Raw genomic sequence first — 26,798 nt, 5'->3', positions numbered from 1 at the left:
CAACGGTAGTGGATCCGGCGCTAAGCCATAACGTTCCTGGTCAGCCTCGTAACGACGGCTCTGGCGCGGTCGCGCGGTCGGTGCGGATGTTGCGGTAGATCGTCCTGGGGGTGACGCCGCAGGAGGTGGCGATCTCGGCCATCATGAACTGGCGGCTGTCGTACATGCGTTGCGCCTTGTCGATCAGGGCGGGGGTCATCTTGGGTTTGCGGCCGCCGGTGCGGCCGCGGGCGCGTGCGGCGGCGAGGCCGGCGAGGGTGCGTTCCTTGATGACGGCGGCTTCGTATTCGGCCATGAGGGCGAACATGCCGAAGACAAGTTTGCCGTGCGCGGTGGTGGTGTCGACGATGCCGTTGGTCAGCGACTTGACGCCGACGCCGCGGGTTTCGAGGACGGCGACGATGTCGACGAGGTCGCGCAGGCTTCGGCCGAGCCGGTCTATCTTCCAGATGATCAGGGTGTCGCCGGGACGCAGGTCGTCCAGACATGCCTGCCAGTGTGGGCGGTCGGCCTTGGTGCCGGTGGCCACGTCCTTGTAGATCTTGAGGCAGCCTTCGCTGGCGAGCGCATCGAGTTCTCCGGCCGCAGGTAGTGCTGGTCGACGTGGGCGGTAGGGATGGGTGCTGGGCTGACGCTCGGCGGGTGTCGACTAGGGCGTGTCCTGCCGATCTTGTAGTGGTTGATCGTTGACGATGTGCCGGTGGTACGTCGTGGTGAACTGACTGATGAGGCGTGGGCGGTGATCGCGCCGTTGCTACCGGAGCCGGGCAGCAGTCGGGGGCGGTGGCGGGATCACCGGCAGGTCATCAACGGGATCCTGTGGAAGCTGCGCACGGGTGCGCCGTGGCGTGACCTGCCGGAACGCTTCGGGCCGTGGAAGACCTGCCACGAACGCCTGCGACGTTGGACGGCCGACGGCACGTGGGATCGGATCCTCGCCGCGGCGCAGGTCCACGACGACGGCATACCGGTGCAATGGACGATCAGCATCGACTCGTCGGTCGTGCGGGCGCACCAGCATGCCGCTGGCGCCCGCAAAAAGGGGGCTCCCCGGCAAGTCCGGCGACGCCTGGTGCGCAAGATGGCGAGGCCATCGGCCGATCCCGAGGCGGACTGAGCACGAAGATCCACCTCGCCGTCGACGGACGCGGCCGGCCGCTGTCGATCCTGCTCACCCCAGGCCAGGCCGGCGACAACCCGCAGCTACTGGCCCTGCTCGACGCGATCCGAGTCAACGAACCCGGCCCCGGACGGCCTCGCAAACGGCCCGAGGTGCTGATCGCGGACAAGGGCTACGCCCACGACTCCACCCGCCGAGCGCTGCGGCAACGGGGAGTCCGCCACGTCATCCCCGAACGATCGGACCAGATCGCCCGCCGGGCCGCCAAGGGCAGCACCGGCGGACGACCACCAACCTTCGACAAGGAGATCTACAAGAAGCGCAACGTCGTGGAACGCTGCTTCAACCGGTTCAAGCAGTGGCGTGACCTGGCAACCCGATACGCCAAACGCGCATCCCTCTATCGAGCCAGCCTCGTCCTGATCGCCGCCATCATCTGGCTTTCGTGATTGGCCGGAAGAGGCATCTTCAACGACGCCAGAACTGGCGTGGCGCAAACCCCTCACGCCGCAGCCAGTGCTCGGTATAGACAATCCGCTCCGCTTCAACGACCACAAGTGTGTCCTCGGGCGGCTCGGACAGCGGTCGTCCCCGCTCGGCGTGCTCGTTCTCCCATCGGACCGCTGCCCAGTAGTGCGCACGGTCCGGATGCTCCGGGTCAAGCACCCTGGCAGTTCCGAACAGTTGGGCACCGCGGCTGCTGGCCAGCCCGACCAGCGGCGCGAAGATGCCGACGGACACCCGCGGGTCGGCGGCGATATTGCGCATCTTCGGCGAACGTGGCGCGACGGTGAAGAGCACCGCGAAGCCGAGCGGGTAATACCGAACCGGTGTGGCCAGCGGCCCGTCCGGACCCGTGGTCGCGAGCACACACATGTTCTGGGACGACAGTAGGTTGAGAAGGCGCTCTTCAAGCCGTTCACGATCGAGCCGCTTCGCCGGCGTGGGCCCGGACAGCCACGGATTCGTCAACGGCATGGAGCATCCTCGATCATGGCGAGCACCCTACCCGCATAGTCTGCTACCAAGATCGGCAGGACACGCCCTAGGCAGAAGATTTGCCGTCGACGTTGGTGGACATGGTGTGCAGGATGCCGGGCAGCTGCCTCAGCGTGTCGGCGGGCAGGTCGTGAACCGTCTCCTGCGCGAGGGTGACCCACAGCTCCCGGATCTGGTCGGCAAGCGCCTTGCCGCTGTCGGTCAGCGATACGACGGTGGCGCGCTTGTCGGCCGGATCGGGGACGCGTCGGATGTGGCCGGAGGCTTCCAACTTTCGAGTCATCAGCGTGACGCTGGGTGGCTCGCAGCCCAGCGCCTCGCTGAGCTGAGCCTGGATCAGCGGGCCGGTCCGGTCGAGCTCGAGCAGCACGGCCTCTTGGCCGGGGTGCAAGCCGAGCGGAGCCAGCAACTGCGCCGCCCGTGCCCGGTGGCGCAGGCTGAGCAGGCGGATCCCCTGATTGAGGGCGTCGGCGTACTCGGGATCCATGGGCACTCCTTGACAACAGCATTGGTTACGCGCATAAGATTACGCGCATAACCATTATGCGCCTAACTAATGCTACACAGACTCGAGGAGTCGACATGACGGTGAAGGTCGCAGTCTTTTACTACAGCTCGACGGGCACGGTTCACGCTCTCGCTGAAGCCGTCGCCGAGGGCGCCACCTCGGCAGGGGCCGAGGTGCGGCTTCGCCGGGCCGCCGAGCTGGCCCCCGCCGACGCCATCGACCAGAACCCACAGTGGCGTCAGCATCTCGACGCCACCAGCTCGGTGCCGGTGGCCCAGCTCGACGACCTGGCCTGGGCCGACGCGTACGCGTTCGGTACGCCGACCCGGTTCGGGACGCCGGCCGCGCAGCTCAAGCAGTTCATCGATCAGGCCGGCGGCCTGTGGCGCGAAGGAGTCCTCGCCGACAAGCCGGTGACGGCGTTCACCTCGGCCTACAACCGGCACGGCGGCAGCGAGGCCACGATCCTCGCCCTGGGCAACGTCTTCTACCACTGGGGCGCGCTGATCGTGCCGCCCGGCTTCACCGACGCGACGGTTTACGCCGCCGGTGGCAACCCCTACGGCACCGTCTCGACCGGGGGTAACGGCGCCGACGCCGCGGCACTCGATGCTGCCCGCTACCAGGGCCAGCGGCTGGCCAACTTCGCCGTCCGGCTGAAGGGCGCCCCCCTCGTCGCGGGCGCTGCCCGAAGTGCCTGAGGCAAAGTCCGATGAAGCGGAGGAAGTCATGACGAGTACCCGTGCCGACAGCCGGGCGGTCAAGCCGTACACCGGTCCGGCCTGGCTGGTTCTGGCGCTGGCGTGCGCCTGCCAGTTCATGGTCATCCTCGACGTGGCGATCGTCAACGTTGCGTTGCCGGCGGTGCAGCGGGATCTCGGGTTCAGCGACACCGGACTGGTCTGGGTGGTGAACGGCTACGTCCTGGCGTTCGCTGGTTTCATGCTCCTGGGCGGTCGCGCGGCTGACCTATTCGGTGACCGCCGTGTGCTGGTGTCCGGGCTCGCCCTGTTCTCGCTGGCCAGCCTGGTGGCGGGCCTGGCGACCACTGCGGAAATGCTGGTCGCCGCCCGCACCGCGCAGGGTCTGGGTGGCGCGATGCTGGCCCCGGCCACCCTCGCCGTGATCAACACCTACTTCTCGAAGGGCCCGCAGCGCGCCCGGGCGTTCGGAGCATGGTCCGCTTCTGGTGGCGTCGGTGGCATGGTCGGTGCGGTTGCTGGCGGTGTGCTGACGACCGGGCTGTCCTGGCGGTGGGTGTTCCTGATCAACGTGCCGATCGGGGCGGTGCTGATCGCGGTGGCGATGACGTCGCTGACCGCGCGGCCCGGCCGCCGCGAGGCGCTGGACCTTGTTGGTGCGGTCACCGGTACGGCCGGGCTGGCGGCGCTGATCTACGGCGTCATGCAGACCGCCGACCACGCGTGGGGATCCGCGCGGGTGCTCGTACCAGTCGTGGCCGGCGTTCTCCTGCTGGCGGTCTTCCTGGTGGTGGAGAAGAGGACCGCCACGGCGCCGATGATGCCGCTGCGCCTGTTCAGCAACCGCAGCGTGGCGGTCAGCAACGCATTGCTTTTGCTATTCGGTGGCATCGCCACCGCGATGTGGTTCTTCACCTCGCTCTTCATGCAGAACGTGCTGGGCTACAGCGCGCTCGACGCCGGGCTGGGGCAGACGCCCGCCGCGGTCATGTTCGTGGCGGTCGCGCGGTTTGCCGCCGGCTGGCTGCCCAAGACCGGCGTGCGCCTGCTGATTCTGGCCGGGTGTGCGTGCTTCGTAGCCGGGTTCGGCTGGCTCTCGCAGGCGGGCGTCGGCAGCCACTATGTGGCGAGCGTCCTGGGCCCGACACTGCTCGTGGCGATCGGCATCGGCCTGGTCTTCCCGACGCTGATGGCGTCGGCGACCGCCGACGTCGAGCCGCGCGACGCCGGCATCATCGGTGGTCTGGCCAACACGGCCAGCCAGGTCGGCGGTTCGGTGGCGCTGGCGGTATTCGCGACCGCGGCCGCCGCCCGTGCCGCCTCGCACAGCAGGAACAGTTCATCCCCCGAGGCTCTGGCCTCCGGGTACGAACTGGTCTTCGGCCTGGCGGTCGGAGTCGCCCTGGCGATCGCGTTGGTCAGCGTGCTGTTGCCCAGGCGGCAGCGGAGCTGACCCGCGACGACAGGAGAAATCGCGTTGCCCACGTGGTGACCACCCCCTGGCGGCCGACCCGTCATCCCGCGTGGGCAACGGCCCCGCCGGTCCCGACCAGGGACACAATCGTTCGGTGCGGCGCTGCAGGCGTTCACTCCTCGACCCTGTCGGGGTCGCGCAGCGGTCGTCGTTCACCGCCGAGGTCGGGCAACGCGAACGTGTAATGGCCGTGCACGTTGATGTTTTTGTGTTGGTAGGCCGACAGCCGGGCGGCGTCGGCGTCGAGCGCCGGGTAACCCTGGCCCCGTAGAGCGTCCAGCGCGTGGTTTAGGTACAGGGTGTTCCACAAGGTAATGCAATTCAGGACGAGCCCGAGCGCGCCGAGCTGATCTTCCATGCCGGCGTGGTACGCCTGGTACAGCTCGTCGACCCGGCCGCGGGCGGTCTTGTCGAGCACGCCGTAGTCGGCAGCCGCGTCGATACGCCACAGCTTGGTGTCCGGTAGGTCCACGAGCACTGGCCGGTAGTCGAAGCCCAGCAAGGTGACGATGCCGAACACGACGTCGGAATACGACCCGGCGTCGGTGATCAGTACCTCCGGCTGCGGGGTTGTAGACCAGGTCGACGACGTTCAGGGTGTCGCGTGGGGTGCCGGACAGCACCATGGCGGCCAGTCCGACCGCGTGATCGGAGATCATGTTGAGCCAGGTCACGCCCCGCTTGCGGGCGAAGTACTTCTGGTTCGCCCGGGCGTCCGCGGTCGGAGGCCGTCGCGAAGATGTCGCGGTGCTTGAGCCCGGTGTGGACCACCGACGGCACATCCACGAACATCAACAGGCCAGAGGCTTAGCGCCGGATCCACTGCCATTGGTCCTCAAGGGCCGAATTCTGAAAACGGATCCGGGTCCGGATCAGCGGTTCCGGACCGGATGCTGATCTGTTCCCAAAATGGACCGCTTCTGCGAAAGCGGTAGCAGTCGGGCAAGCTTCCCGCCAAGATCATCGCTAGCGTTACTTCTCGTTCCGATGTTTCTCAAGGGCCTACCCGCACTGCCCCAAGTCGTTCCTGCGCAGCGGGGCCTGGAAGCCGGAGCAGTGGTTGCCGGCGGACGCCCAGCCCACCTCGGCCGAGGTGACGCTGGCCCAGCTGCGGATGCCGGAGCTGACGATCGCTGACAAAGAACAGGTGGAGGCGGACGCGCTGAAATACCGCTACGAGTGACGGGCCGCGGACACACCGTGCGCTGAGGCCGAGGTCGGCGCAGGGCGGTGGGTCCGTCGTCGGGTCCTATTCCTCCGGCTCCCAGGCGATCAGCTGGTCGAAGACGCGCCGGTCGCCGTCGAGTTGCAGCGAGTCCATCGAAATGCGGCCGTAGCAGAACATGACCAGCTCATTGGCCGTGCCCCGGGCGGAGACATAGGCCACCTCCGGGCCCTCGTCGGCGACCGGCGTGAGGAGGCGGGCGGTCCGGGCGCCGTCGGCGGAGAACCAGAGCCGCCAGGAATGGCCCTCGGTGGCGTGGTAGTCGATGACCGCGGGCTTGTGCGGCCACGCGGCCGTCGTCGCGACGCAGGTGGTCAGGAACTCGTCGACACCGTCGAGGGCCACCTCGTCCGGCAGCGGCTGCGGGGCGCCCACGGCGACCTGGGCGTCGTAGGTGTGCACGGCGACCTGCTGGAGCTGGTGCCGGGCGACGGCACCAGTCGTCTGCGGCGCCTGCGACGAACCCCACCACGTCCAGCAACCACGATCCGGGCCGGCCTCCCGCAGCGCGTCCAGCAACTCCTCCGTCGACGCCGCGAACCAGGCCAGCAGGGCCTCGCGCTCCCGGGGCGCCACCGGGGCGGACATCGCCGGCGGAGCGTCGGCGGGCCCCGCGGCCACGATGGCGGCCCACTTGCGGCGCCCCTCGCCCAGGTGCTGCACCAGGTCGAACAACGTCCACTCAGGGCAGGTCGGCACCCGCACGTCGAGGCTGGGTGCCGCGGCGACCGCCGCCCGGAAAGCGGCCGATCGTTCGTCCATCAGCCGCAACAGGTCAGCGAACTCCAGAGTCTTTTCCACCGCGGCTTTGTACCACCCCCTCCGACAACCGACAACGGATTTCCCCACCCCGTTGATCTCCGGGAAACCCCGAAGCCGCGCCAGTTCCTCCGCCGAGAACACATCCTGAGTCGCCACGAACCCACCGCCTGAGCATCGACCGTCACCAAGCGGGCGGCACGCTATGGCTCGTGGCAGAGCTTGATCAACCCTCAGTTCTTACCGTTCTGGTCTGGAAACTACGGACGGGCCAGAATTCCTACACCGTGATGCGGGACCAAGCACCTTCGGCACGAAGCCACAGAACTTCGTCGCGACCTTGACTGCAATTCAGGACAACACGACCGGGTGCCTCAACCCTCTGTCGTTCCACTACGACCCAGGCACTCGACCCCGCCAATGGCCATTGCGGAAGGCGTCCGTCCGGCGCCCAACTGGGCCGACCCCGACTGCCCCAACCGGCGAGCCCGACCGCGGATTGCGGATGGCTGCCATGCCTCAATTGTCGATGAGGGACGCACAGCACTGCGAGAAGCGTACGGAGCAGTAGGAACGCTGACGCCACGGCGTCGACCTCCGCGGTGGGACAGTGGAGACGCCGGCAAGCGTGGAGAGCAGCACGGTGTAGATCGGGCCGGTGACGTTGGGGCAACAGGGCGGCAAGCCACCGTGCTTGGCGCGGCCTGTGATCTATCGTCAGCGGGAGTTCCGGTGCGGCGTCCCGGCCTGGTGGCGATAGCAGGGCACCGTGCGAGACAACCAACTCATTGGGAGTACGGCATGGGCCTCATCCACATCGAGCTGTTCGCAACCCTCGACCTCGTGGGGCAGGCGCCTGGCGGCCCCGACGAGGACCCGGTGGGGTTCTCGTTCGGCGGCTGGCAGGCGCCCCTGTTGGACGAGGTTGCCGGGGCGCAGGTCTTTGCCGCGTACGAGGGCACGGACGCCCTCCTGCTCGGCCGGCGGACGTATGACATCTTCGCCGCCTACTGGCCACACCAGGAGGGCGGCGAGGACAACGAGATCGCCGCGCTCTTCAACAGCGTCCCGAAGTACGTGGCCTCCCGTGGCACGCCCGATCTCTCGTGGGCGGGGTCCACGCAGCTCGCCCCCGATCTGGCCGGCGCGGTGCGCGAGATTCGTGACCGGCACGAGCACGTGAAGGTCGTCGGGAGCCTGAATCTGGTGCAGACCCTCCTGCGCGAGAAGCTCTTCGACCGTCTCGACCTCTGGGTGCACCCGATCGTGCTCGGCGTCGGGAAGAAGGTGTTCGACGGTGGCGCGGTGCCCACGAACCTCACGCTCCTCGAACCGCCGGTAGCCAATCCGAAGGGCACCGTGTACCTGCGCTACGGCCTCGCCGACGGCGCGCCCGGCACGGGCGACATGAGCGCACCCGATCGGGGCGCCGGACGCGACGACTGACGCCCGCGCGCCCGTTGGGTACGTGTCGTCGGTGCCGAAGGTGAACGTTCGCTGGTGGACCAGGCGTTACGGCCCGACAACGACGTTCGCGAGCGGCTCGCCCGCCGCGTACCGCCGTACCTGGTCGACCAGCAGTCGGCGAGCCCTGGGTGCCATCGCGGCGGTGAGGCCGCCGACGTGCGGGCTGATGAGGACGTTCGGCGCGGACCACAGTGGGTGGTCGGCGGGCAGCGGTTCGGGTTCGGTGACGTCCAGGGCTGCGTGCAGCCGACCCGCGTTGAGCTCGGCCAGCAGCGCCTCGGAGTCCACCACCCGGCCCCTCGCCACGTTCACCAGCAGGGCACCGTCGGCCATCCTGGCGAGGAAGTCCTTGTCCACCAGGCCCTCGGTCTCGGGCGTCAGCGGGGTAGCCAGGATGACAACATCTGCGTGCGGCAACAACTCCGCGATCTCGGAAATCGGCTGTACGCCGGGGCGGGCGCGCCGGGCCACCCGGCTGATCTCCACCTCGAACCCCACCAGCCGGCGCTCGATCGCCGCGCCGATCGAGCCGTACCCGACGATCAGCACCCGGGCGTCAGCCAGCCCAGCCGACCAGGCCGTGGCCCAGCGGCCCTCTCCCCCCGCCCGGACGAAGTCCGGCAGTCGGCGCCGGGCGGCCAGGGTGAGCGCCACGGCCAACTCGGCGGTGGCCGCGTCATGCACGCCTCGGCCGTTGGCCAGGATCAGTCCGGGCCGCAGGAACGGCAGGATGTGCTCGTAACCGGCGGTCACGGTCTGCACGACCTTGAGTTGGGGCATCCGGGCGATCGGCGCGCAGAGGCGCGGATCAATAACTCCGTACGGAAGCGCGTAGAACTCGACATCGTCCAGGTTCTCGGGCATGGGCTGAGTGCCGTCGTACAGCGCGACGTCATGATCGCCAAGCTCGGCCACTGCGTCAGGGTGAGAGATCAGGTAGCGCACGGCGAGATTATGCCCGGAGGGCCGCTGCCTGCCGCGGGGGTGACGACCGCCCGTGATTTGACCCTCGACCGGGTTGAGGCCCGAGCATCGGCGGCATGGACGACCAGCCGACACCCGACCCGACCATGACGCGCATCATCGAAGCGGTGCAGCTCGGCCAATCCGGTACACCGGTCCAGGCCCGTGAGTTGCTCAGCACGCTGTGGGACGAGATCGGCCCCACCGGTGACGCCCTGCACCGCTGCACTCTCGCCCACTACCTCGCCGACCTGCAGGACACCGCCGACGCCGAACTGGTGTGGGACGAACGCGCGTTGGCCGCCGTCGCCGACCTCACCGACGACCGCGCCCGACGGCACGACGACGCACTTCGGGTGCGGGGGTTCCTGCCGTCGCTGCATCTCAATCTCGCCGACGTGCACCGACGCCTGAGCAACACCACGCTGGCCCGAGCGCACCTGTCCACCGCTCGGACCCTCGTCGCGCAGCTGCCGGCCGACCAGTACGGCGACCTGATCCACGCGGGCATTCAGAACGTCAGTCAGGCCCTGGCCGCGGGATCGACACACCGCCTCGACTCGCACCCCTCCTCGGCCGGCTGACGATCCCGGTTGCGCCGCCGCCGCACCACTGCGAGGGTCGACGGATGCCAGCGATGACCGGTGCAGACCTGCTCCAGGCAGCCGACGAGATGACCCGGGTGCTACACCCGCACGCCGAGCGCGACTGGTCGGTGCCCGCTGGCTCGCTGACCTGGAGCTGCTGGACCACCGCCGCGCACATCGCGCACGACCTGCTCGGGTACGCCGGCCAGGTCACCGGCCGCCCGGATGACGGCTACCTGCCGTACGACCTGCGGGTCTCCCCCGACGCGAGCCCGGCGCAGGTGCTCACCGTGGTGCGCGCCTGCGCCGGGCTGCTCGCCGCCGCGGTCGACGCCGCTGGGCCGAACGTGCGGGCCTGGCACTTCGGTCCCTGCGACCCGGCCGGTTTCGCCGCGATGGGCGTGGCCGAGACCCTGCTGCACACGCACGACATCACTCTCGGGCTCGGCGTGCCGTGGGGGCCGCCGCAGCGCCTGAGCGCGCTGGTGCTGCGGCGGCTCTTCCCCGATGCCCCGGACGGCGCCGCACCGGACGTGCTGCTCTTTATGACCGGTCGCGGCGAGCTGCCCGGCCGGGCACGTCGTACCTCCTGGAGTTGGCGGGCCGCCGTGGAGTGACTCAGCCGGCGGTGAGGGTGTGCCGGTGACCGTCGAGGGGAAACGGCGGCTGGGCCGGCAACACCTCCTGGAACAGGTAGCCGCTCTTCTGCGCCACCCGGCAGGACGCCACGTTGTCCACCTGGTGCAGCAGGTCGAGGTGAGTCAGCTCGGGGAACCTGTCGAACGCCCACCGACTGAGCGCGGTGACCGCCTGTGGGGCGACACCTCGGCCGCGCGACCACGACGCCGTCCAGTAGCCCACCTCGGGCGTCGGCCAGTCCCGCGTGACCATCTTGAGCACCACGTTTCCCGCCAGCCGTGGGCCGTCCGCGTCGTTTTCAAGGACCGCGAAGCTGTACCGGCTGCCGTCGTCCCAGTCCTTCTGGACCCGATCCAGCCACTGCCTGCCCTCGGCGGCGTTGGTCGCCGGGACTCGGGTCCACCGGCGTAGCACCGGATCCCGGTACGCCGCCAGCAACGCGTCCAGGTCGTCCGCGCTCCACGGGCGCAGGACGAGCTTCGGGGAGGTGGGCTCGATCAGCATCCGCACAGTCTGCCGCCGCGCTCGCCACTGTGGGGGGTCAGCTCCGGCGGCGCCAGCGCAGCCACCAGCCACGACGCGTGCGGCGAGCCGGCGCGGCGACGGTCGCCGGCTCGGTGGCGGGCGCACCGGCCTGGCGTCGGGTGCGCTCCGCGCGCCACCGGTGGACCACCTCGTCGGCGTTCACCGGACGCACCGCCACCCGAGGGCCGTCGGGGTTGCGCAGCCAGGCCACGATCTGCGCGTTCAACTGCCCCACGAAGTCGCGTACGGCCTGTTCGGTGGGCAGGTCGCGCACCTCGTCGGGAACCTGCTCGATGCGCCGGCGCAGTTGCAGCGGTGTGGGCAGGAGCAGGTCGCTGGGCAGCGCCTCACGCTCCAGAAAACTCTTGATCCACCACGACTCGTCGTACGGCGCTCCCTGGCCGGGGATGGGCTTGCCCATGCCGGGCAGGTCGTCGAACTCGCCGCGTTGCACGGCTCCCCGGATCTGCGCCTCCACGGCGGCGTCCCACGCTTCAGTCACCCTGCGGCACCTCCCTGGCCACCGTAACGCGCCACCTCCGCACGGTGGCACGCCCCGCAACGGACAGCGCGGTCAGGCCCGTGACCATTCCCATGGGCTTCCGCCGAGGGGCGGTTTCGGACTGAACGACCGGTTCCAACGGCAGGCCACGTTCTGGCAGGTGGCCCTGGGTCGGGACGCCCGCCCGGCCTACGGTCGGTGTGGGTAACCGATCAACGGGGGGCGTCATGGTGGGTACGGGTGCACTGCTGGGCATCACGCTGGTCGCGTTGGGGCTGGTGCTCACGCCCGGCCCGAACATGGTCTACCTGATCTCCCGCTCGGTGGCGCAGGGCCGCCGGGCCGGGCTGATCTCGCTGCTCGGGGTGGCCGCCGGGTTCGGCGTCTACCTGACGGCGGCCGTCGCCGGGCTGGCCACCGTCTTCGTCCTGGTGCCGACGCTGTACGCGGTGGTGAAGCTGGCCGGGGCCGGCTACCTGCTCTGGCTGGCCTGGCGGACGCTGCGTCCGGGTGGGCAGTCCCCCTTCACGCCCGCACCGCTGCCGCCGGACCCACCCCGTCGGCTGTTCACCATGGGCCTGGTCACCAACCTGCTGAACCCGAAGATCGCCATCCTCTACGTGTCGCTGCTACCGCAGTTCATCGATCCGGCGCGGGGGCACCTGGCGGCGCAGAGTCTGCTACTCGGCCTGACCCAGATCGCCGTCGCGCTGACCGTCAACGCGTTGATCGTGCTCAGTGCCGGCTCCCTCGCCGGGTTCTTCGCCCGCCGGCCGCTGTGGCTGCGGGTGCAGCGGTGGGTGACCGGGACGGCCCTCGCGGCGCTGGCCGTTCGGATCGCAGCCGACCGGTCCCGCGCGGCGGTCGCCACCCCCTGAGCGGCGGTCACCAGGCCAAACTCCGGGCTGCCACGCCCTGAGCCTCAGACCCTCAAGAAGGAGGTTGGGCTGACCGAGCGAGGTAACTCCGTAGCTCGGCGACCTCCTCGTCCGTGAGGACGGGGGTGAAGTCGAGGTTCTCGCTGGGGTGAATGGCTGTCCCGGAGCCGGCAACCGTGACGAACCAGCCGCCCTCGTGGCCGAACCAGTGCGCCTGTCCGGCCGCACCGAGGTCGAGGAAGTCCTCCGGGTTGGTGGACTCGCCCGCCGAGACGATCCGCACCCACTGCCCGTCGCGCCCGTAGGGTGGCTGAGGGATCACCACGTCCAGGTACTCCGCGGCAATCCGGTCCGTCGGCACGCCGAACAGGCGAGCCGCACCCTCGTGTGCCACCCTGCGTACCTCCCTCATGCTGCGGGTGGTGCCCACCAGCACCTCCCCCTCAGGTCCTTCGACCAGCACCGCGTAGGAGCGGTCCGGCTCGTGGCGAACCTGGGCACGGACCTGAAGCGGGATGTCAGCCATCCACCAATGATCCCTTACCAGGCTCGTCGCGCGTGACGCCGACATCGCGGAGATTGCCGCTCCCTGAGCGGACGTACCAGGGTCAGCTGTCGGGGTCGCGGTGCCGGCGGAGCATCCCGGCGGCCAGCGGGGCGGCGTCCAGGTCGCCGGCGGCAAGCCGGGCGGCGAGGGTACGGCGTACCAGCCGGTCGGCCAGCGCGGGCGCATGCCGGCCGACGGCCATCTCCAGGCGTCCGCGTGCGGTCGTCGCCACATCCCGGGGCGCCCGCCGGGCGGTGGCGGCACGCAGGATCGCCGCGACCACCCCTTCGACGGGCTCCGGGCGGGACACGCCCTGCAGGGACAGCCCGGCCTCGGCGGTGCTGTCGTGGATCGGTGAGGCCACCATGCTCGGGTAGACGACACTCACCCCGACGTGGGTGCCCACCTCGTGGCGCAACGCGTCGGCGTACGCGACCAGGGCCCGTTTGCTGACCCCGTACGCGGCGGCGAGCGGCAGGGGCAGCACCGCCATCCGGCTGGCCACGAAGATCACCCGTCCGCGCGCGGTGACGAGCGGGGGCAGCGCCGCGGCGGTGGTCCGCCACGCGGCGAGCAGGTTGACCTCCAGTTGCTGGCGGACCACCTCGTCGGGTGGCAGTTCGGCCGGGGCGGGGCCACCGACCCCGGCGTTGTTGATCAACAGGTCGAGCCCGCCGAGGCGGTCGACGGCGGCCCGCACCGCGGTCGGTACGGCGGCCGGGTCGGTCAGGTCGCAGCCGAGCACCGGCAGGTCGTCGTCGGGCCGCGCGTGCAGGTCGAGCCCCACCACCTGGGCGCCGGCGGCGGTCAGCGCGGCGCCGAGGTGTCGGCCGAAGGTGCCGCTCGCCCCGGTCACCAGCACCCGGCGGCCGGTCAGCCCGGTCGCCGCCCGGCTCGTCACTGCCCCGCTCCGACCGACGTGACCCCGCCGGAACCGGCGGGCGTGGCGGTGTGGGCGCGGCGGGTGCCGGCGGTCAGCTCCCGGGTCAGCTCGGCCAGGTAGACGTCGAAGTCCACCCGCATCGCCGGGCGGCGCTGGCCCCAGCGGGCCGTCGCGGCCCGCAACTCGGCCCGGCAGGCGGCCCGCTGTCGGTCCGGGTCCGGCAGCGTGTACCGGCCGGTCAGGTGCGCGGCGATCAGCTTCGCCTGCGCCTCCACCAGGGGGAACGCGGAACCGGTGGACTGCATCAGCCCGACGAAGGTCAGGCCGGGGGCGTCGGGGTGGAACACGTGCCGGTACAGCGGCAGGGTGTCGGCGCCCCCGCCGAGCAGCGCCGGGTCGAGGAACGGGATCTCCACCCGGTAGCCGGTGCACCAGATGATCAGATCGACGCTGTCGCTGCGGCCGTCGGTGAACTCGACCCGGTCACCATTGAGGGCGGCGACACCGGGCCGGGCCTCGACGTCGCCGTGGGTCAGCCGGGACAGCAACCCGTCGGAGAGCGTCGGATGGTCCTGCAGGAAGCCGTGCGTCGGCGCGGGCAGCCCGTAGCGGGCGGGACTGCCGACGGTGGCGGTGAGCATGGTCTGGCTGATGCGCTGGCGCAGTCGCCACGGCAGCCGGCGGGCCAGCGCCCCGTTGAGCGTGTCCGAGGGGCGACCCAGCAGGTACTTCGGCACCACCCAGACGCCCCGGCGCAGCGACAGCAGGGTGCGGGTGGCGGCGTACGAGGCGTCCACGGCGATGTCCATCGCGGAGTTGCCGCCCCCGACGACCAGGACCCGCTTGCCGGCCAACTGCTCCGGGCCCCGGTAGTCGTGGCTGTGCATCTGCTCGGCCGTGCAGGTACCGGCGTACGGCGGGTCGGGCAGCCGGGGCACCCGGTTGTGCCCGTTGGCGACGACCACGGCGTCGACGGTGACCTCGACGGGCCCGTCCAGTCCGCTCGCCCGCACCGTCCAGGTCCCGGCGGGATCCTGGGTGACCTGCTCGACGGTGTGGCGCAGACGGATGGTGTCGCCCAGCTCGAAGCGGTCGACGTAGTCGGCGAGGTAGGCGGCGATCCGGCGGTGGTCGGGGTAGTCCGGCCAGTCGGTGGGCATCGGATGGTCGGCGAACTGGGTGCGGCCACGGCTGGTGTTCAGGTGCAGCGTGCGGTACGCGGGCGAGTCGGGTGCCCCGTACACCCAGAGGCCGCCGACCTGATCGGTGGTCTCGAAGCAGACCGTCGACACGTCGGCGTCGCGCAGTGCCTTGACCGCGGCGAGCCCGGCCGCGCCGGCGCCGATCACCGCCACCCTGGGTGGTGCCTGCATTGCCGCCCCCATTTAATCCAACGTCGGATGGATAATCGTCGCGCGGGGGCGGCCCGTCAAGGGGTCGACGATCCGTACAGCCCGTTCAGCAGGCGATGCACGAACGCCCGGAACTCGCGCCGCTCCCGAGCGCCCGGGGCACCCGCGGCCAGCGCCACCACGTGCCCGTGCGTCGCCCACACCAGGCTGCGCACCGTGATGTGCGGGGTCGGTTCCGCCAGCGCGCCGGCCGCCGCCGCGGCGGTGAGCAGCTCTGCCACCAGCCGGTACAACGGTTCGGCGTAGCGCTGGTCGAGCTCGGCGTGCCGTTGCGGTTCCAGCCAGCGGCGCAACCACAGCGCGGTGGTCTCCGGGTGGTCCTCCAGGAAGTCGACGAACACGTCGACCAACTCGTGCAGGGCCCGCCGCGTCGCGTCGGGCCCCGCGTCGAGAGCCGAGCGGGCCTGCTCGGCGGCCTCGGTCAGGACTTCCCGCTCGGCGGCGAAGACCCGGGCGAAGCAGGCGTCGTAGAGCGCTGCCTTCGTACCCGTGTGGTGCGCGACCGTGGCGACGTCGACCCCGGCGGCGGCGGCGACCTCCCGCAGCCCGACGGCGTCGAAGCCGCGTTCGGCGAAGAGCGCGGTCGCCGCGGTGAGCACCACCTCGCGGGTCGGCCGGGTCTCGTCGCGGCGGGGCCGACCCGGACGGCGTCGGGGCATGGTCATGGCCGCCATTCTGCCCCTAGAATCCAGCAACCGTTGGATTGCGGAGAGGACGCGGCGATGACCGGGCTCGACCGGCGGCTCGTGGCCGCCACCGATGCGACGCTGCCCCGTGGCCCCCTGGCCGGCTTCGCGGCCGGCTCGCTCGGCATGGGTGTCTGGGTGACCGTGCCCGGCCTGCTGCTGCTCTACTTCCTCACCGACCTGCTGGCCGTCGCGCCGTGGCTGGCCGGCCTCGCGCTGCTGCTGCCGAAGATCGCCGACGTGCTGCTGCACCCGTGGATCGGGCACCGCGCCGACGTCGAGCAGACCCGCCGGGGTGACCGGCGTCGACTGCTGCTGCTCGGTTGCGCCCTGCCGCTCGCGTTCGCCGCGCTCTTCGCGGTGCCCGGCGGGCTGACGGGCGCATCGGCCGCCGCGTGGGTGGCGGTGTTCTTCGTCGCCGGCAACCTGCTCTTCGCCGCCTACCAGGTCCCCTACCTGGCCACCCCGGCCGACCTGCGGATCGGCTACCACGAACGCACCCGGCTGATGGCGTTCCGGATGGTCGTGCTGACCCTGGGCATCCTGGCCTCCGGGCTGCTGGCCCCGCTGCTGACCGGCGGCGACGCCGCGACCCGCGGCGGCTACCAGCGGATGGGCGTGGTCCTCGCTGTCGGGATGCTGCTCGCCATGCTGGTCGGTGTGGCCGGTATCGCCCGGCTGCGCGGCTCCGCGGCGGTCACCACGCCGGCGGGGCACAGCGGCTGGCGGGCACTACGCACGGCGCTGCGCGATAAGCAGTTCCGCTGGCTGGTCGCCGCGTACCTGGCGATGTCCACCACCACCCACCTGGTGCTCGCAGGAGTGCCCTACTACGCCGAGTACGAGCTGCGGGCACCCGGCCTGACCACCGTCCTGGTGGCCGCGTTCGTGGCGCCGGCGCTGCTGGTCACCCCTGTCTGGCTGGGGGTGGCCCGCCGCGTCGGCAAGCAGCGGGCGCTGCTCGCCGCCCAGGGCGCGTTCGCGGTCGGCTCGCTGGTGCTGGCGGTGGGCCGCCCGGCCGGGCTGCCGGTGCTGATCGGCGCGGTGGCGGTGCTCGGGGTCGCGTTCGCCGGCATGCAACTGCTGCCGTTCTCGATGCTGCCCGACGTGATCCGGGCCGCCAACACCACCGTCACCAACACAACCGCCGCCGAACCAGGCGGCGCTGACACCAGCGCCGCCGGCACGATCGGCGCCGGCACCTACACCGGGGTGTGGACGGCCACCGAGGCCACCGGCGCGGCGCTCGGCCCGTACGCGTACGCCCTCTGCCTGGCCGTCGGTGGTTTCGTGGCCTCGACGGCCGGTGAATCGCCGGTGCAGCCGGACGCGGCGCTCGCCGCGGTCCGCTACGGCTTCGGGTTGCTGCCGGCGGTGGCGATGCTCGCGGCACTGCTGCTGCAACGCCGCTACACCCTGGACGCGACCGCCCGCGCGGCCAGCTGACCCGGTGGGCGCGGTGCGACCGTCGACGGCCCGGCACTAGACTGCGACCTCGATGGACGCCCAGCCCACCACCACCGAAACCCGTCCGTGCGCCCACTGTGGACAGCCGGTGCCGCAGCGTGTCGGCGCGGGTCGACCATTTCGCTACTGCCGGGACAACGACGGCGCCTGCCAGCGTGCCTCCCGCAACAGCCGGATGCGTCACCGCAACGCCCCCGGCCTGCCCGGGCAGGTGGCCCGCACCTGGGAGGTGGTGGACCGGCTCGACCAGGTCGTCGAGACGTTGACCGAGTCGCTGCACGCCGAGTTGTCCCCGGTGGGTGTGCAGCGGCAGCTCGCCCAGGCTCGCGCCGAGGCCGCCACCGAGGTCGCCGCGGCCCAGACCGAACGCGACGAGGCCCGCGACGACGCCGAGACCGCGGCGGCCGACGCGGCGCGTTCCCGCGAGCAGGCCCGCGCTGCCCGCGCTGAGGCCGACGACGCCCGCCAACGCGCCGAGCAGGCCGTGCGGCAGGCCACCGCGGCCGACGAGCGGGCGCACCGCGCCGAGACCGCCCGTGACCAGGCGCGGCACGACGCCAGCGCCGCCGAGGCGCTGCGCACCCAGGCCGAACGCGACCGTGACCAGGCCCGCGGCGAGGTGCGTGACCTGCGGGCGGAACGGGACACCGAGCGACAGCGGGTGGCCGACCTGGCCGTTGAGCGCGACGCGCTGCGCGCCGACGCCGAGCGGGCCACCCGGGCCGCGGCCGAGGCGACCGAGCGGGCCGGGCGGTGGCAGGCCGAGGTGCAGGACGTGCGGCGGCAGATCGAGCAGGCCCGCGCCGACGCCGCGCGGACCCGCGCCGAGGCCGCCGACGCGGCCCGGGCCCGGGAGCAGGCCGACCGGGCCCGCGACCGCGCGCAGGTCGCCGCCCTTCAGGCCGACGACGCGCGGCAGGAGGCCGCGGAGCTGGCCGCGCGGCTGCGCGCGGAGCTGGCCGCCACGGTCGCGCACCGCGACACGCTCACCGCCGAGCTGACCACGACCCGGCAGACGGCGGCCACCGCCGAGGGCCGGGTCACCGCCCTGACGGTACGGCTCGACGCCGCCGAAACCGACCGGGACCTGGCCCAGCGGCGGGTGGCGCAGCTCGGTGACCAGGTCAGCGACCTGGCGCTGGCGCTGGCCCGCCTCGGCGCCGCCACTCCCGACGAGACCACCCGCTGATCGGTGCGGACACCAGCGCAACCTTCGTCGCGGTCGAGCGGTTAACATCCCCGGTGGCAGCGGATACACATCCCCGTTGCGACCCGCCCGGGGATCACCTGGCCGGGTGACCGTCCCGGCCGGTTACCCTTGGTCCCGGCCCACCCGTGGACGCCTCACGCCCTCGGGCGGGAATGGCTGGACGGGAACGCACCGTTACACCCAGAAGACCAGCACCACGAACGAGGGGAAGTCGATCATGGGCGAGCGTATGCTGCGCGGAAGCCGCCTTGGCGCGGTGAGCTACGAATCCGACCGCAACACGGAGCTCGCGCCGCGTCAGACCCGCGAGTACCTCTGTGCCAAGGGCCACCAGTTCGAGGTGCCGTTCGCCGTCGACGCCGAGGTCCCGATGACCTGGGAATGCAAGTTCGACGGCAGCGTCGCCCGACTCGTCGACGGCAACGAGCCAGAGCAGAAGAAGGCCAAGCCGCCGCGTACCCACTGGGACATGCTGCTGGAGCGGCGCTCCATCGCCGAGCTCGAGGACATCCTCGCTGAGCGGCTGCAGGAGGTTCGTACCCGCCGCGGCCGCGCCTGAGCCGCACGACACAGCGCCCCCGGGGATAAACCCCGGGGGCGCCGTCGTGTCCGTGTGTCCGTGCTCAGTGGCGACCGGGCTCGATGATCTCGCCCTCGATGGCCCGCCCGCCGTCGACCACCACCGGCTGCTCCGGCTGCGGGGCCGGTTGCGACGCCGGTTGTGGCGCACCCTGGCGCACCCGCACCGTCCGGGGCCCGAACAGGTCACCGGCGACCATCGACGACACCCGCCGCTCGGTGGTGCGTTGCACCCCCGCGCGGGCCAGTCGGCGCACCGGCGGCACCAGCAGCAGCAACCCGATCAACCCGCTGACCAGACCGGGCACCGCCAGCAACATCGCGCCGGCCAACCCCACCAGCCCGTCGGTCACCTGCCGACCCGGTGGCTGCCCGGCGGAGGCGGCGGAGCGGAAACCACGCCAGGCGCGCATCCCCTCGCGGCGCAGCAGCACCAGCCCCAGCAGGGACGCGGCGAACACCAGCAGCACTGCCGCCCCGAACCCCAGCGCCCGCCCCACGCCGACGAACACCGCCAGCTCCACCACCACCGCCAGCAACAGGGCCAACGGTACGAATCTCAGTCCTCGGCGCATCTCACCTCATCGCCATTCCCGCGACACCATTGACGTGTCCCGTCCATCCAGCATGACACGACTCCGCTCACGGCCACCGTGCCTGACCGGTGGCGGTGCCGTGCAGACTGCGGCGTACCGCCTGCCGTCGGTCCCGCACACCCCAGGCGGTGATCCGCCACAGCGCCTCCGCCACGATCAGCGGGCTCATCTTGCTGTCCCCGCGTTCCCGTTCCGCGAAGGTGATCGGCACCTCCACGATCCGTACCCCGGCCAGGTGCGCCAGCCGCGACAACTCCACCTGGAACGAGTAACCCTGGGAGGTCACCGACCCCAGGTCGATGGCGTCCAACGCGCTGATCCGGTACACCCGGTAACCGCCGGTGGCGTCGGAGACCGGCATGCCCAGCGCGAGGCGCGCGTACAGGTTGCCGCAGCGCGACAGCAGCAGCCGCCGCAGCGGCCAGTTGACCACCTGCGCGCCGCTGGTCCACCGCGACCCGATGACCACATCGGCGTCGCGGGCGGCGTTCAGCAGCGCCGGCAGGTCCTCCGGTGCGTGCGAGCCGTCGGCGTCCATCTCCACGACCGCCTGATAGCCGCGCTCACGCGCCCAACCGAACCCGGCCAGGTACGCCGCACCGAGGCCCTGTTTGCCCTGCCGGTGCAGCACCTGCACGTGGGCGTCCCCGTCGGCGAGGGCGTCGGCGATCGCACCGGTGCCGTCGGGGCTGTTGTCGTCGGCGATGAGGATCTGCACCGCCGGGGCGGCGCTCCGGACCCGGCCCACGATCGCGGCGATGTTGTCAGCCTCGTTGTAGGTGGGGATCACCACCAGCACCCGGCCCACACCGGGCACCTCGTCCGGGCGTCGGATCGTATCGGTCGCCTGGATCACGGTTCCTCCGCTCCCGCCGGCGTACCGGCTGTAGCTAGGCGGGCATGACCCGCTGCCGTCGGCGCAGCACCGCCGCGCCGACCAGGGCCGCCGCGGCCAGCCCGGCGAGCGCCACCTCCGGCCACCAACCGAGTCGGGTGGCGAGGGTGGTTCCGTCGTCGAGCCGCAACTGCCGCACCACGACCTCCCGGGTGTTGAACCCGGTGGCATCGCTTACCCGCCCGTCGGGGGCGACGAACCCGGACACCCCGACCGTGGAGGCCATCAACGCCGGCCGGCCGTGCTCCACCGCCCGCAGACGCACCATGGCCATCTGCTGTCGGGCCTCCGCCACGTCGAAGGTGGCGTTGTTGGTCTGCACCACCAGCAGCTGCGCGCCGCCGGTGACGGTGTCGCGGACCACCTCGTCGTAGGCGACCTCGAAGCAGATCACGTCACCGAGCACGGTCGGGCCGGCGCGTACCACGCCCGGGGTGCTGCCGGGAACGAAGTCCGACCGGATCAGGTCGACCTTGTCGCTGACCATCCGGGCGACGTCGCGCAGCGGCACGTACTCGGCGAACGGCACCGGGTGGCGCTTCGCGTACAGCTGCTCCAGGTCGGGGCCGACGCCGGGCCGCCACAGGATGCCCACGTTGCGGACCTCCCCGGCGCCGGGGCCCAGCAGCACCGCGCCGACCAGGATCGGCACGCCGACCGCGTCGGCGGCCTGAGAGATCCGCGCCCCGGCGGTGGGGTTGCGCAGCGGGTCGATGTCGCTGGAGTTCTCCGGCCACACCACCAGGTCGGGTTGACGTTGCGCGCCCGCGGCGACCTGCGCGGCCAGCTCGATGGTGGCGTCGACGTGGTTGTTCAGCACCGCCTGCCGTTGGGCGTTGAAGTCCAGGCCCAACCGCGGCACGTTGCCCTGCACGATCGCCACGGTGACCGTTGCGCCCGACCCCGCGGTGGCGACCGGCACGAGCAGGCACGCGGCGGTCAGCGCGACCGCCACGGCGGCCGGTACGGCCACCGGCGCCCACCGGCGCCCTGTCGCCCCACCCTGCGACCCGTCGGCGTGCGAGACGTCGTCCTGCGGCGTCCTACGGGCGGTGACCCAGCCCTGCCAGGCGGCGGTGACCAGGAACCCGCCGATGAGGGCCACCGCGAACGTGACCAGCGGCGCACCGCCCAGCGAGGCCAGACGCAGCAACGGTGAGGTGTCCTGGCTGAACGCGAGCCGCCCCCACGGGAACCCCCCGAACGGGGTGCGGTCGCGCAACGCCTCCTGCCCCACCCACAGCAGCCCGGTCAGCGCCGGCCACGCCCAGCGGCTGCGGTCGGCCAGCGGCGACACCCAGGCGGTGGCCGCGCCCAGCAGTGCCAGGTAACCGGCCTGCAGCAGCGACAGCAGCACCCACGGCAGGTAGCCGGTGTGCAGGTTCGTCCAGGCCAACAGCGGGGCGAAGAACGCCACCCCGGTCAGGAAACCCAGGCCGGCACCGGCGCGCAACCGCCGCCGGTGCACGGCGGCGGCCAGCAACGCCACCCCGACCGGCGCGAGCGGCCACACCCCGTACGGGGGGAACGCCACCAGCAGAGCCAGCCCAGCTGCCACGGCCAGGGGCACGGCGACCCTCAGCGGCAGCGGCCGGCCGGTAACGGCCGGCCGGGGCAGCACTGCCGGGGTGTGGGTCTCATCCCGGTCCAGGGTCGTCACCGCTTCACCTCGATCACGGGGCGAAGGCTACCTGGCTGGCGGGTGTGCCGGCCGCATCGGGCCGCCGGGCACAGACCGCCCAGCGGACATGAAATCGGGGCGCGGCTCACGCCGCGCCCCGATGCTCCCAGGCCCTTCCCGGCCGGTGTGGCGAGAATGGGGCACGACGACCTTCGGACCGACCGGACGTGGACTGGCTGCCCCCGCCGGGCCGTTGTCTACTGGCCGTGCACCTCACCCTGCCCGTACACCGGTAACCGCGGCCGGTTCGCGCCGCCCCGCCGACCCCCGCCCGCTGGACCTGGCCGCCGCGACGATGACGCTTGAAAATGTCGCTCGGCCAGCGGACGAAGGGACGAAGCGAACAACAGCCGCTTCCCGTGGTAGGACTCAAAGACGGTACGTGCCAACCCCCGTCGGTTGTCAACCCACCCCCGGCCTGTCGTGTGTTGCGCCACGGCGTGTCGGGTCGGCGAGTCTCAATGCGCCCGCAGATGGTGGCGCAGCAACGCCCCCGCCGCCGCCCGATGCTCCTCGGCGAGCAACCCCCCGGCGGCCAGCACATAGTCGGCGTCGACCACCGCGGCGGCGGCACGCGGCAACGCCCACCCGCCGGCGTGGTCGGCGAGGACCGCCGCCAACACCTGCCCGGACGTGTCCGGCGGCGCGTGCCGCAACACACCACCGGAACCCACCAGCAGCCGCACGTCGCGCAGGTCCCGTCCGGCCCGCTCGCCGGTGGCTGCGCCGCGGGCGTGCCGCCGCAACGCCACCGTCGCCGCGAGGGTGGCGATGCGCCGGTCCACGGCCCGCTCGGCGTCGTCGACGGCCAGGAACGCCGGATCGGCGGCCCGGCGCGCCGTGGCGGCCGTCAGGTCGTCGGACTCACCCGCGGCGAGCAGCCGCTCCTCGGCGGCGGCACGGACGACCCCGGGGGCGCTCCAGCGCATGCCCAGGTCGCCTTCCACGGTGCGGGCCCGCCACAGGCTGCCGGCGACCTCCCGGCCCGGCCCGGTGGCCCGCTCGTCGGGGGTGAGCACCGAGTACACGTCGGTGGTGGCCCCACCCACGTCGACCACGGCGAGGTCACCGCCGATGGTGTCGGCGAGCACCTCCACACCGGTGAGCACCGCGTCGGGGGTGGCGGCCCGCACCAGCCGCGCGAACCGGGTGCCCTTCGACAGCCTTTTGCCGCCGATGACGTGGCGCAGGAACACCGCGCGAATCGCCGCCCGCGCCGACGTCGGCGCGAGCACCCCGATGCGTGGCAGGACGTTCTCCGCGCCCGTCACCGGCACCCCGGCGGCCTCCAGCAGCCCGGTGAGCTGCTCGCGTACGTCGCCGTTGCCGGCGTACACGACCGGCACCCGCCACCGCGCACGGGCCAGCCGGGTCGCGTTGTGGGTGATCGTGTCGGCGTCACCGCCATCGGTGCCACCGACCAGCAGCACGACGTCGGGTCGGGCGGCCCGCAGCGCCGCCAGGTCCGACGCGCCGAGCCGACCGGCGGCCACGTGCACCACGTGCGCACCGGCGGACAACCCGACCCGTCGGCCCGCCTGCGCGGTGACCAGCGGCTCGTAGCCGATCACGGCCAGCCTCAGCCCACCGCCGGCCGACGAGCAGACGTACCACGGCGCGTCCCGCGCGCCGAGGCCGACGGTGGCCGCCGCGACCGCGGCGTCCAGGCCGTGCAGCACGTCGGTACCCACCGTCGTGGGTGCGGCCGCCGCGCCCACCAGCACACCGGCGGCCAGGTCCACCACCGCCACCTTGGTGTACGTGGACCCGACGTCCGCGCAGACCGCCAGGGTCACGACGCGGCGGGTACGACCACGGTGCCGGTCGCGGTGACCGCGACGATCGGCGGGTCCAGGACCTCGGCGGCGGACTCTGAGCGGTCCGGGCGGCCCCGGCACACCACCGCGCAGCTCAGCTCCAGGGTGCGGCTGCGGGAGCCCACCCGGGACACCCGCGCGGTCACCTCGACGACGTCACCGGCGCGGATGGGCGCGGTGAACCGCACGTCGGAGTAACCGGCGAACAGACCCTCGTCGCCGTCAGTCTGGATGCACACCTCCGTGGCGACGTCACCGAACAGTCCGAGGGCGTACGCCCCGTCGACGAGGTTGCCGGCGTAGTGGGCGTGGGAGTACGGCACGTACCGCCGGTGCGTCACGGTCAATCCGAGCCTGGAGTCGGTCATGCCATCGCCTTTCGCTGCGTGATCAGGGCGTGCACGAGGTAGCTGGCCACCTCGCCGGGCGTGGTGCCCCGACCGAAGATCCGGTCCACGCCCAACTCGTCGGTCATCGACTCGTCGAACCGGGGACCGCCGACGATCAGCAGCGGCCGCCGCCCCGCCGGCATCGCCTCGCGGAACGCCGCGGACATCTCCCGGGTGTTGTGCAGGTGCGCGTCGCGTTGGGTGACGACCTGCGACACGAGCACCGCGTCGGCCTTCTCCACCCGGGCGGCCTCCACCAGCTCCGGCACGCTGACCTGGGCACCCATGTTGGTGACCTTCAGCTCCCGGTAGTACTCCAGGCCCTTCTCCCCCGCGATGCCCTTGACGTTGAGGATCGCGTCGATGCCCACGGTGTGCGCGTCGGTGCCGATGCACGCCCCGACCACGGACAGCTTGCGCCGCAGCCGCTGCTTCACCACGGTGTTGACCTCCTTGGCCGACAGCAGCGCGAAGTCCCGTTCCACGACCTGCACCGCGTCCAGGTCGACCAGGTGGTTCACCCGCCCGTAGACGACGAAGAAGGTGAACCCGTCACCCATCGGCTTGGCGTGCACCACCATCGCCGGGTCGATGCCCATCCGGTTGGCCAGTTGCACGGCCGCGCCCTCGGCCCGCTTGTCGTGCGCCACCGGCAGGGTGAACGACACCTGCACCATCCCGTCGCCGGTGGTGTCCCCGTACGGCCGCACAATCGCCCCGCTCACGCTGCCCCTTCCAGGATGTCGGTGGCCGGGTTGCAGTAGTCGGCCTCGTGCGCGGCGACCCCGGCGAGACCCTTACCGCGGTCCGCGGGCCGCTTCATGATCCCGAAGGTGCCCTCCGCGATCGCCGTCAGCAACGTCTGCTCCCCGATGCGCTCCAGCAGGTCCAGCGCCTCACCGAGGACCTGGTTGGCGCGCCGCCGGATGAACCCGCCCGGCGCGGGCACGAAGTCCTCGTGCAGCCCACCGGCGGCGCCCAGCACGTACCGCACGTTCTGCAGGGCGATGTCCCGGTCGGACAACCACGGCGTCACCACCGCCTCGGTCATCATCCCCACCAGCAGGATGCCCTGACCGGTCAGCGCGCCCGCCAGGTTGAAGAACCCGTCGAGCAGGTTGCCCCGGAACACATCGCCGGTCATGTGCTTGGTCGGCGGCATCCACTTCAGCGGCGCGTCGGGGAACAACTCCCGGGCCAGCAGCGCGTGCGCCAACTCCAACCGGAACGACTCCGGCACCTCCGGGTTGATCTCGAACGCGTGCCCCAACCCCAGCTGCCAGTCCGCCAGGCCCGCCTCGTGCGCGAAGAACTCGTTGAGCAGCTGCGACACCGTCACCGTGTGCGCCTCGTCGACCGCGTCGGCGGTGGTGAGGTAGTTGTCCTCACCGGTGTTGATGATGATCCCGGCGCGCGCGTGCACCTGCCGGGAGAACCGCTGGTCGACGAACGTACGGATCGGGTTGATGTCGCGGAACAGGATCCCGTACATCGAGTCGTTCAACATCATGTCGAGGCGTTCCAACCCGGCGAGGGCCGCCATCTCCGGCATGCACAGCCCGGAGGCGTAGTTGGTCAACCGCACGTAGCGGCCCAACTCCTTCGACGACTCGTCCAACGCCGCACGCATCAGTCGGAAGTTCTCCTGCGTGGCGTACGTGCCGGCGAACCCCTCCCGGGTCGCACCCTCGGGCACGTAGTCCAGCAGCGACTGCCCGGTGGAGCGGATCACCGCGATCACGTCCGCACCCGCCCGCGCCGCCGCCTGCGCCTGCGGGATGTCCTCGTAGATGTCCCCGGTCGCGACGATCAGGTAGATCCACGGCCGCTGCGCCGGGTCCCCGTGGCGCTTCACGAGACGGTCCCGCTCCGCGCGCCGCCGGTCGATACGCCGGATGCCCGCGCCGACCGCCTTCCGCGCCGCCGACCGGGCGGTCGTGGCGGTCCGGCCGGTGGGCAGGGCGAAGCGCACCGACCCGGCGGCGGCCTTCTGCGCCAGCAGCGTCACGTCGGTGATGCCCTCACGGGCGAGGGCGTCGTACACCGGCACCGCCACCCCGTGCCCCAACCCCACGTCCGCGACGACCGCGTCGACGAGCCGGTTGACCCACGGGATGCCGTCCGGGTCGGCACCGGTCACCCCGGCCAACCGCAGCACGGCCCGCTCCACCGACACCGTGGTGTGGCTGCGTGCCAGGTCCACCACCGGCTGCCCGGCCCGGCGCGCCAACTCCCGCGCTCGTGCCACCAGCACCGGATCAAGATCAAGCTTGCTCATCGACCATCCAC

The 26,798-nt window shown here is 71.7% G+C and carries 30 protein-coding genes and 1 pseudogene; 11 read left to right on the top strand and 20 right to left on the bottom strand.

What is annotated here, in order from left to right:
- Positions 1–40: 40 nt before the first annotated feature.
- Entirely contained in the window at positions 41–529 is a 489-nt protein-coding gene (locus ABZT18_RS19550) for a recombinase family protein (RefSeq protein WP_355252064.1), read from the bottom strand.
- Between the two features lie 153 nt (positions 530–682).
- Between ABZT18_RS19550 and ABZT18_RS19545 the strand changes: the two genes are divergently transcribed.
- A protein-coding gene (locus ABZT18_RS19545; protein ID WP_355252147.1) for an IS5 family transposase occupies positions 683–1,569 on the top strand; the annotation gives its coding sequence in 2 pieces (ribosomal slippage) (positions 683–1,037 and positions 1,037–1,569; 888 coding nt in all).
- A gap of 19 nt (positions 1,570–1,588) precedes the next feature.
- On the opposite strand, the gene ABZT18_RS19540 is transcribed toward ABZT18_RS19545, so the two are convergent.
- Both ABZT18_RS19540 and ABZT18_RS19535 read right to left on the bottom strand, forming a co-directional pair.
- Complete coding sequence (locus ABZT18_RS19540) at positions 1,589–2,098, bottom strand: pyridoxamine 5'-phosphate oxidase family protein (RefSeq protein WP_354997966.1); 510 nt, start codon at positions 2,096–2,098, stop codon at positions 1,589–1,591.
- Positions 2,099–2,165: 67 nt separating this feature from the next.
- Positions 2,166–2,606, bottom strand: a complete 441-nt coding sequence (locus ABZT18_RS19535; protein ID WP_354997796.1) for a MarR family transcriptional regulator — start codon at positions 2,604–2,606, stop codon at positions 2,166–2,168.
- A gap of 95 nt (positions 2,607–2,701) precedes the next feature.
- Here ABZT18_RS19535 and wrbA point away from each other — a divergent pair, with 95 nt between their 5' ends.
- Positions 2,702–3,328, top strand: coding sequence for an NAD(P)H:quinone oxidoreductase (gene wrbA, locus ABZT18_RS19530; RefSeq protein ID WP_354997795.1), 627 nt, complete (start codon positions 2,702–2,704; stop codon positions 3,326–3,328).
- Between the two features lie 28 nt (positions 3,329–3,356).
- Entirely contained in the window at positions 3,357–4,781 is a 1,425-nt protein-coding gene (locus tag ABZT18_RS19525) for an MFS transporter (protein ID WP_354997794.1), read from the top strand.
- 133 nt (positions 4,782–4,914) lie between these two features.
- On the opposite strand, the gene ABZT18_RS19520 is transcribed toward ABZT18_RS19525, so the two are convergent.
- Positions 4,915–5,160, bottom strand: a complete 246-nt coding sequence (locus ABZT18_RS19520; RefSeq protein WP_354997799.1) for a Tn3 family transposase — start codon at positions 5,158–5,160, stop codon at positions 4,915–4,917.
- Between the two features lie 99 nt (positions 5,161–5,259).
- Positions 5,260–5,584, bottom strand: a pseudogene (locus ABZT18_RS19515) (Tn3 family transposase); the annotation flags it as partial.
- A gap of 278 nt (positions 5,585–5,862) precedes the next feature.
- Here ABZT18_RS19515 and ABZT18_RS19510 point away from each other — a divergent pair.
- Positions 5,863–5,985 carry a hypothetical protein gene (locus tag ABZT18_RS19510; RefSeq protein WP_354997793.1) on the top strand — a complete coding sequence of 41 codons (123 nt, stop codon included), beginning with the start codon at positions 5,863–5,865 and terminating at the stop codon, positions 5,983–5,985.
- A 66-nt stretch (positions 5,986–6,051) separates the two neighbouring features.
- Here the strand turns inward: ABZT18_RS19510 and ABZT18_RS19505 are convergent, their stop codons facing one another.
- Positions 6,052–6,828, bottom strand: coding sequence for a maleylpyruvate isomerase family mycothiol-dependent enzyme (locus ABZT18_RS19505; RefSeq protein ID WP_354997792.1), 777 nt, complete (start codon positions 6,826–6,828; stop codon positions 6,052–6,054).
- Positions 6,829–7,587: 759 nt separating this feature from the next.
- Here ABZT18_RS19505 and ABZT18_RS19500 point away from each other — a divergent pair.
- Complete coding sequence (locus ABZT18_RS19500; protein WP_354997791.1) at positions 7,588–8,232, top strand: dihydrofolate reductase family protein; 645 nt, start codon at positions 7,588–7,590, stop codon at positions 8,230–8,232.
- 66 nt (positions 8,233–8,298) lie between these two features.
- Here the strand turns inward: ABZT18_RS19500 and ABZT18_RS19495 are convergent, their stop codons facing one another.
- Positions 8,299–9,168 carry a 2-hydroxyacid dehydrogenase gene (locus ABZT18_RS19495; RefSeq protein WP_354997790.1) on the bottom strand — a complete coding sequence of 290 codons (870 nt, stop codon included), beginning with the start codon at positions 9,166–9,168 and terminating at the stop codon, positions 8,299–8,301.
- Between the two features lie 125 nt (positions 9,169–9,293).
- Between ABZT18_RS19495 and ABZT18_RS19490 the strand changes: the two genes are divergently transcribed.
- Positions 9,294–9,800 (top strand): hypothetical protein, encoded by a 507-nt coding sequence (locus tag ABZT18_RS19490; protein WP_354997789.1) that lies wholly within the window; start codon positions 9,294–9,296, stop codon positions 9,798–9,800.
- A 53-nt stretch (positions 9,801–9,853) separates the two neighbouring features.
- Positions 9,854–10,420 (top strand): maleylpyruvate isomerase N-terminal domain-containing protein, encoded by a 567-nt coding sequence (locus tag ABZT18_RS19485; RefSeq protein WP_354997788.1) that lies wholly within the window; start codon positions 9,854–9,856, stop codon positions 10,418–10,420.
- Position 10,421: 1 nt separating this feature from the next.
- Here the strand turns inward: ABZT18_RS19485 and ABZT18_RS19480 are convergent, their stop codons facing one another.
- Together ABZT18_RS19480 and ABZT18_RS19475 are read right to left on the bottom strand one after the other, a co-directional pair.
- Positions 10,422–10,946 (bottom strand): GNAT family N-acetyltransferase, encoded by a 525-nt coding sequence (locus tag ABZT18_RS19480; protein WP_354997787.1) that lies wholly within the window; start codon positions 10,944–10,946, stop codon positions 10,422–10,424.
- A 37-nt stretch (positions 10,947–10,983) separates the two neighbouring features.
- A complete protein-coding gene (locus ABZT18_RS19475; protein WP_354997786.1) occupies positions 10,984–11,469 on the bottom strand; it encodes a DUF1992 domain-containing protein in 486 nt (161 codons plus the stop codon).
- A 227-nt stretch (positions 11,470–11,696) separates the two neighbouring features.
- Here ABZT18_RS19475 and ABZT18_RS19470 point away from each other — a divergent pair, with 227 nt between their 5' ends.
- Positions 11,697–12,347: a LysE family translocator gene (locus ABZT18_RS19470; RefSeq protein ID WP_354997785.1), complete on the top strand. Its 651-nt coding sequence runs from the start codon at positions 11,697–11,699 to the stop codon at positions 12,345–12,347.
- 52 nt (positions 12,348–12,399) lie between these two features.
- Here the strand turns inward: ABZT18_RS19470 and ABZT18_RS19465 are convergent, their stop codons facing one another.
- The 4 genes from ABZT18_RS19465 to ABZT18_RS19450 form a co-directional block, all read right to left on the bottom strand.
- Positions 12,400–12,873, bottom strand: a complete 474-nt coding sequence (locus ABZT18_RS19465; RefSeq protein ID WP_354997784.1) for a hypothetical protein — start codon at positions 12,871–12,873, stop codon at positions 12,400–12,402.
- An 82-nt stretch (positions 12,874–12,955) separates the two neighbouring features.
- Positions 12,956–13,795: an SDR family NAD(P)-dependent oxidoreductase gene (locus tag ABZT18_RS19460; protein WP_354997783.1), complete on the bottom strand. Its 840-nt coding sequence runs from the start codon at positions 13,793–13,795 to the stop codon at positions 12,956–12,958.
- Positions 13,792–15,150, bottom strand: coding sequence for an NAD(P)-binding domain-containing protein (locus tag ABZT18_RS19455; RefSeq protein WP_354997782.1), 1,359 nt, complete (start codon positions 15,148–15,150; stop codon positions 13,792–13,794). The genes ABZT18_RS19460 and ABZT18_RS19455 overlap by 4 nt, the downstream gene beginning before the upstream one ends.
- Before the next feature lie 56 nt (positions 15,151–15,206).
- Positions 15,207–15,854, bottom strand: a complete 648-nt coding sequence (locus ABZT18_RS19450) for a TetR/AcrR family transcriptional regulator (protein ID WP_354997781.1) — start codon at positions 15,852–15,854, stop codon at positions 15,207–15,209.
- Between the two features lie 57 nt (positions 15,855–15,911).
- On the opposite strand from ABZT18_RS19450, the gene ABZT18_RS19445 reads away from it, so the two are divergent.
- The 3 genes from ABZT18_RS19445 to ABZT18_RS19435 all read left to right on the top strand — a co-directional run bounded on the left by ABZT18_RS19445 (position 15,912) and on the right by ABZT18_RS19435 (position 19,111).
- Positions 15,912–17,321 (top strand): MFS transporter, encoded by a 1,410-nt coding sequence (locus tag ABZT18_RS19445; RefSeq protein ID WP_354997780.1) that lies wholly within the window; start codon positions 15,912–15,914, stop codon positions 17,319–17,321.
- A 52-nt stretch (positions 17,322–17,373) separates the two neighbouring features.
- Positions 17,374–18,531, top strand: a complete 1,158-nt coding sequence (locus ABZT18_RS19440; protein WP_354997779.1) for a hypothetical protein — start codon at positions 17,374–17,376, stop codon at positions 18,529–18,531.
- A gap of 238 nt (positions 18,532–18,769) precedes the next feature.
- Positions 18,770–19,111, top strand: a complete 342-nt coding sequence (locus ABZT18_RS19435; RefSeq protein WP_091636146.1) for an RNA polymerase-binding protein RbpA — start codon at positions 18,770–18,772, stop codon at positions 19,109–19,111.
- Positions 19,112–19,175: 64 nt separating this feature from the next.
- Here the strand turns inward: ABZT18_RS19435 and ABZT18_RS19430 are convergent, their stop codons facing one another.
- The 7 genes from ABZT18_RS19430 to ABZT18_RS19400 all read right to left on the bottom strand — a co-directional run bounded on the left by ABZT18_RS19430 (position 19,176) and on the right by ABZT18_RS19400 (position 26,787).
- A complete protein-coding gene (locus tag ABZT18_RS19430; protein WP_354997778.1) occupies positions 19,176–19,706 on the bottom strand; it encodes an FxsA family protein in 531 nt (176 codons plus the stop codon).
- Between the two features lie 67 nt (positions 19,707–19,773).
- Entirely contained in the window at positions 19,774–20,583 is an 810-nt protein-coding gene (locus tag ABZT18_RS19425) for a polyprenol monophosphomannose synthase (RefSeq protein ID WP_354997777.1), read from the bottom strand.
- Positions 20,584–20,617: 34 nt separating this feature from the next.
- Positions 20,618–22,273, bottom strand: coding sequence for an apolipoprotein N-acyltransferase (gene lnt / locus ABZT18_RS19420; RefSeq protein WP_354997798.1), 1,656 nt, complete (start codon positions 22,271–22,273; stop codon positions 20,618–20,620).
- A 488-nt stretch (positions 22,274–22,761) separates the two neighbouring features.
- Positions 22,762–24,099 (bottom strand): glutamate mutase L, encoded by a 1,338-nt coding sequence (locus tag ABZT18_RS19415; protein WP_354997776.1) that lies wholly within the window; start codon positions 24,097–24,099, stop codon positions 22,762–22,764.
- A complete protein-coding gene (locus ABZT18_RS19410; RefSeq protein WP_354997775.1) occupies positions 24,096–24,488 on the bottom strand; it encodes a hotdog domain-containing protein in 393 nt (130 codons plus the stop codon). The genes ABZT18_RS19415 and ABZT18_RS19410 overlap by 4 nt, the downstream gene beginning before the upstream one ends.
- Positions 24,485–25,234 carry an OAM dimerization domain-containing protein gene (locus tag ABZT18_RS19405; protein WP_354997774.1) on the bottom strand — a complete coding sequence of 250 codons (750 nt, stop codon included), beginning with the start codon at positions 25,232–25,234 and terminating at the stop codon, positions 24,485–24,487. Before ABZT18_RS19405 ends, ABZT18_RS19410 begins: the two co-directional genes overlap by 4 nt.
- Positions 25,231–26,787 (bottom strand): lysine 5,6-aminomutase subunit alpha, encoded by a 1,557-nt coding sequence (locus ABZT18_RS19400; protein WP_354997773.1) that lies wholly within the window; start codon positions 26,785–26,787, stop codon positions 25,231–25,233. The genes ABZT18_RS19405 and ABZT18_RS19400 overlap by 4 nt, the downstream gene beginning before the upstream one ends.
- Between the last annotated feature and the right edge of the window lie 11 nt (positions 26,788–26,798).

The sequence above is a fragment of the Micromonospora sp. NPDC005291 genome (genome assembly GCF_040607415.1).
GTDB lineage: Bacteria > Actinomycetota > Actinomycetes > Mycobacteriales > Micromonosporaceae > Micromonospora.
Note: the sequence above shows the minus strand (reverse complement) of the source record. Positions and strands in the feature narration are given on the sequence as shown.